The sequence below is a fragment of the Crocosphaera watsonii WH 8501 genome (genome assembly GCF_000167195.1).
GTDB classification, from domain to species: domain Bacteria; phylum Cyanobacteriota; class Cyanobacteriia; order Cyanobacteriales; family Microcystaceae; genus Crocosphaera; species Crocosphaera watsonii.
Genome location: NZ_AADV02000273.1, coordinates 1 through 3,522 on the forward strand (window position 1 = coordinate 1; position 3,522 = coordinate 3,522).

General features: G+C 37.9%; 2 protein-coding genes and 2 pseudogenes. 1 reads left to right on the forward strand and 3 read right to left on the reverse strand.

Annotated features, from left to right (window positions below; translation table 11 throughout):
* Window positions 1-265 precede the first annotated feature (265 nt).
* Window positions 266-439 (reverse strand): annotated as a pseudogene (locus tag CWATDRAFT_RS35205) (Gfo/Idh/MocA family oxidoreductase); the annotation flags it as partial.
* A gap of 135 nt (window positions 440-574) precedes the next feature.
* Between CWATDRAFT_RS35205 and CWATDRAFT_RS37990 the strand changes: the two are divergent.
* Complete coding sequence (locus CWATDRAFT_RS37990; RefSeq protein WP_157134030.1) at window positions 575-736, forward strand: hypothetical protein; 162 nt, start codon at window positions 575-577, stop codon at window positions 734-736.
* Between the two features lie 224 nt (window positions 737-960).
* On the opposite strand, the gene CWATDRAFT_RS30570 is transcribed toward CWATDRAFT_RS37990, so the two are convergent.
* Complete coding sequence (locus CWATDRAFT_RS30570) at window positions 961-2,445, reverse strand: IS1380-like element ISCwa5 family transposase (RefSeq protein WP_007308577.1); 1,485 nt, start codon at window positions 2,443-2,445, stop codon at window positions 961-963.
* Window positions 2,446-2,890: 445 nt separating this feature from the next.
* Window positions 2,891-3,325: pseudogene (locus CWATDRAFT_RS30575) on the reverse strand (HNH endonuclease); the annotation flags it as partial.
* Between the last annotated feature and the right edge of the window lie 197 nt (window positions 3,326-3,522).

The window sequence follows — 3,522 nt, forward strand, 5'->3', positions numbered from 1 at the left end:
GTATCGAAGACCGGCAGGAGCAGTTGTATACGACTCATTATAGTCGTGAATTGTAGCTCTCACCGTTGCTGTCGGCCGCTCTGATAACTAGTGTATCCCACGCGGGCTGCAGGCGATTCGTATCCCTCCCGTTACGACGCCTGCTAGTGATCTCTGAATAGCAATATCACTCGGCCGTGCGTACTACCAACCTCCTGTGCCTTGGGAAAAAAGTAGTCTTATAAGAGTTCACTGGTACGACGATTTACAACGTCTCGGCCTGGGCTAGAAAAGATTTGCCTTGATTGACAGCAGCATGGAATAAATAAGTATGATCAATCATTAACTGTCGCTGTCGCTGTTTTGCTAGACGAGTAAGTTCTAAACATTCCCCAGGATCAAGGGTTAAGGGTTTTTCCGCTAGGACGTAATAACCTGATTGTAAAGCGTCCTTAATTAGGGTTTGCTGAATAAAAGCAAAACCCTATTCTTTAAAAGGTTACACCCATATTCGCGATCGCAAAAAAGATCAGCTTTGTCGGCTACAAACCGCTATAATTGGTAGAAACACCTCCCAGTTGTTGGTCAAGAACAAATGTATCGAAAAGAGGAGCAACCTTTACCGCCCCCAGAAAAATTTGAATTACCTTTCGAGGGCAAATTGTCCCCCAATAATCGTTGGGTAATCATGGCAGAGTTGATACCTTGGGATGATTTTGAGGAAGAATATGCTAAACCCGGATTTCTCACAAATTAATTTGAAAGCCCAATCCAGAGATGAAAAATGATAATTTTTAGGACTAATAGAAATTTTGAATATAGATGAATAAAAAAATTGACTTTGATTATCCAAAAATTGAGTTTAAGAGGGAATAATTATATTAACTTTTGATTTTCTCCACGATAAATAAGACTAAATGAAAGTATCAGTCAGTCAACAACTTATGATAGATATCTTTTTTAAAAAACAACTTATTCTACTTATCCAGTATTAGGAATAGTTTTAATTCTTTTGTTAGCAATAGATAAAATATCTTGATAAGGACAAGCACTAGCTATAGCGATAATAATTCTTCTACAACTAATCTTTATTCTGGCTCCCAACTTAAGAAGATTTAGACGTATTCTTCCCACAGTTGCTTTAGCCAATGAAGTTTTTTTTAAACAGTGTTGACGAAAAGCATTTATGAGAACATAAGCCCAGGAATGTATCCATAATCTTAGTTGATTACTTTGAAATGTTTGAGTTGAAGTTCTATCAGCTAACAAGTCTAATTGTTGTTCTTTAATCCGATTTTCCATCTCGCCTCTCGGACAGTATTTTTTTGTATAAAGTTTTGAGGGTGGAATTTTTGAAGCGGGCAAAGATGTCACCACATGGCGCATTTTTAAGCCATCACTTCCATAACAAACTTTTGTCACTACTCTCCTTTGACAACTCCATGACTTTTCTGTTTTATAACGAATAGAGCGATACCAAGTAGAAATTGGTACTAATTTTTTAACTTCTTCTAAATCTTCTTTTTTCTGAAATAAACTATCCATTAATTCAGTTATTGGAGCTAGTTTTTTTTCATATTCATGTTTGGCTTTTTCAATTACATCATCCGCTCGTAACTTAAGAACGCCATTTGTTCCCATAGCTATAACATAATCAACTAAAGGCTGATTTTCACAAAAATAGAAGATTTCTTCACGGGCATAGGCACTATCACCCCTAACTAGGATATGAGTCTCTGACCATTTTTCTCTAATTAGTCCGATAATTCTTTGTAATTCGTCTAAGGCTCCATCGGCTGGATCTACATTAGATGAACGAAGTTTAGCAACTAATAAATGATGCCCACAGAAAATATATAAAGGAGCATAACATACTCCGTGATAATAACTATTAAAAAATGCCCCTTCTTGATTACCATGTACTTGGTCATCCGTGACATCCATATCTAATATAATACTCAAGGGAGGTTTTTTATAAGACTCTAAAAAAAATTCGACAAAAGATTTTTCAATGGCTTCAAGGTTGGGTTCTATTTTATGATAACGACTCGTTTTTTGGTCGAGAATAGTCTCAGGACAATATTCCAATCTATTAATTGTACTTTTTCCAGCTAACCATCCCTTTTTATCTTCAAGTTCATTAAGCTTTTCTAAAGCGATCTTAAGGGCAGGATCGTGACGTAATTTATCATGGTCATTGACATCTTCATAGCCTAAAATAATTCCATAAAGCCTTTGTGCTAATAACTCATGAACGGAATGATCTACATAAGATTGATGACGATGATCTTGAAAACAGTTACCAAACTTCTCGGTAATTCCCAGTTTTTTATCCAACTCAGCTATCCAGACAATCCCCGCATCTGAAGTGATTAGTCCCCCATCAAAATTAGCGATTATTTCTTTTCCTTTCTGTTTACTAAAGTTGATTACTTGACGAGGGTTTCGGGGATGACTGGGACTCATTAAATCAGTTTAAGGTAAATTGCTTTAATAATTAAATTATAGCATATTTTATTCTAACAATCTAGTACTATTAGAGATTTTGTTAATAATTTTTTTGGAAAAATGAGTGATTGATTTATCTTTTCATCTTTGTCTAATTCGGGTTGATTTTAACTTAAAATCTGACAACAGACTGTTGGTTGGGGAAATCTGCGATCGCTCTGTTCAAACCCACTTCCTGTAAGGCTTCTGTGTTTGGCGATCGCAGATTTTGTGAGAAATTCGGGTAATGTGGGTATGGTTATGCAAAAACATAACGTAATTTCTTTTAATATGCCATCAAAGATACAAGTTTTATTAGCCAGTGGCAGGGCTATTATTGATTAGGGGTCGAAGTGGTAGTCACCTACCACGACTCCCATTCCGAACCGTGCATGAGACTTTCACCTCACACGGCTCTCGGCAATTAGTCCTTTGTCATAGGTACTGTTAACACATCGTCTTTCCATTCATAGCCATTTTCTAACCAATCGTAGAGGTAGTCATTTTTGCTTTTGACATCATGACAGTGACGATGTAGAGCTTGAAGATTGTTGTAGGTATCCTTTCCACCTTTCGATTTGGGGATAATGTGGTCAACTTCTATCAAGTCTTCAGGTGTAAAGTATTGCTTACATTGAGGACATATACCTTTTTGTTTCTTTAAGAGTTTTGCGACTCTTGTTGGTGTCCCAGAATATGTACCTCGTCTTTTGCTCCAGTAAGTCCAGTTTCCGTCATAGGGTGAAGCTTCAGGTTTAACCCATGTGTGTCTCAATATCCCTGTTTCGGCGTGGTGATAGAGGACTGCTCCTTTTGTTTGGAATTTCCAGAATCCGCGTTTTCCGTATGAGAAATATTCCTAAGAGCTTAATCAAGGCCGCTCTCTCTTTTCCGCTTATGTCAACGCTTAGCTATTCCCTATATGTGCTCCGCTTGAAGTTCCTCTGCCACTTCCGCGTATTCCCCCCGCGAATGGATAACCCTGAAAACGCTGGGGGCCTTTTGCCGAGGACCTGTGCGCCGGGCAGAATTTCTCCGGGAAGTTTACCCCGTGTG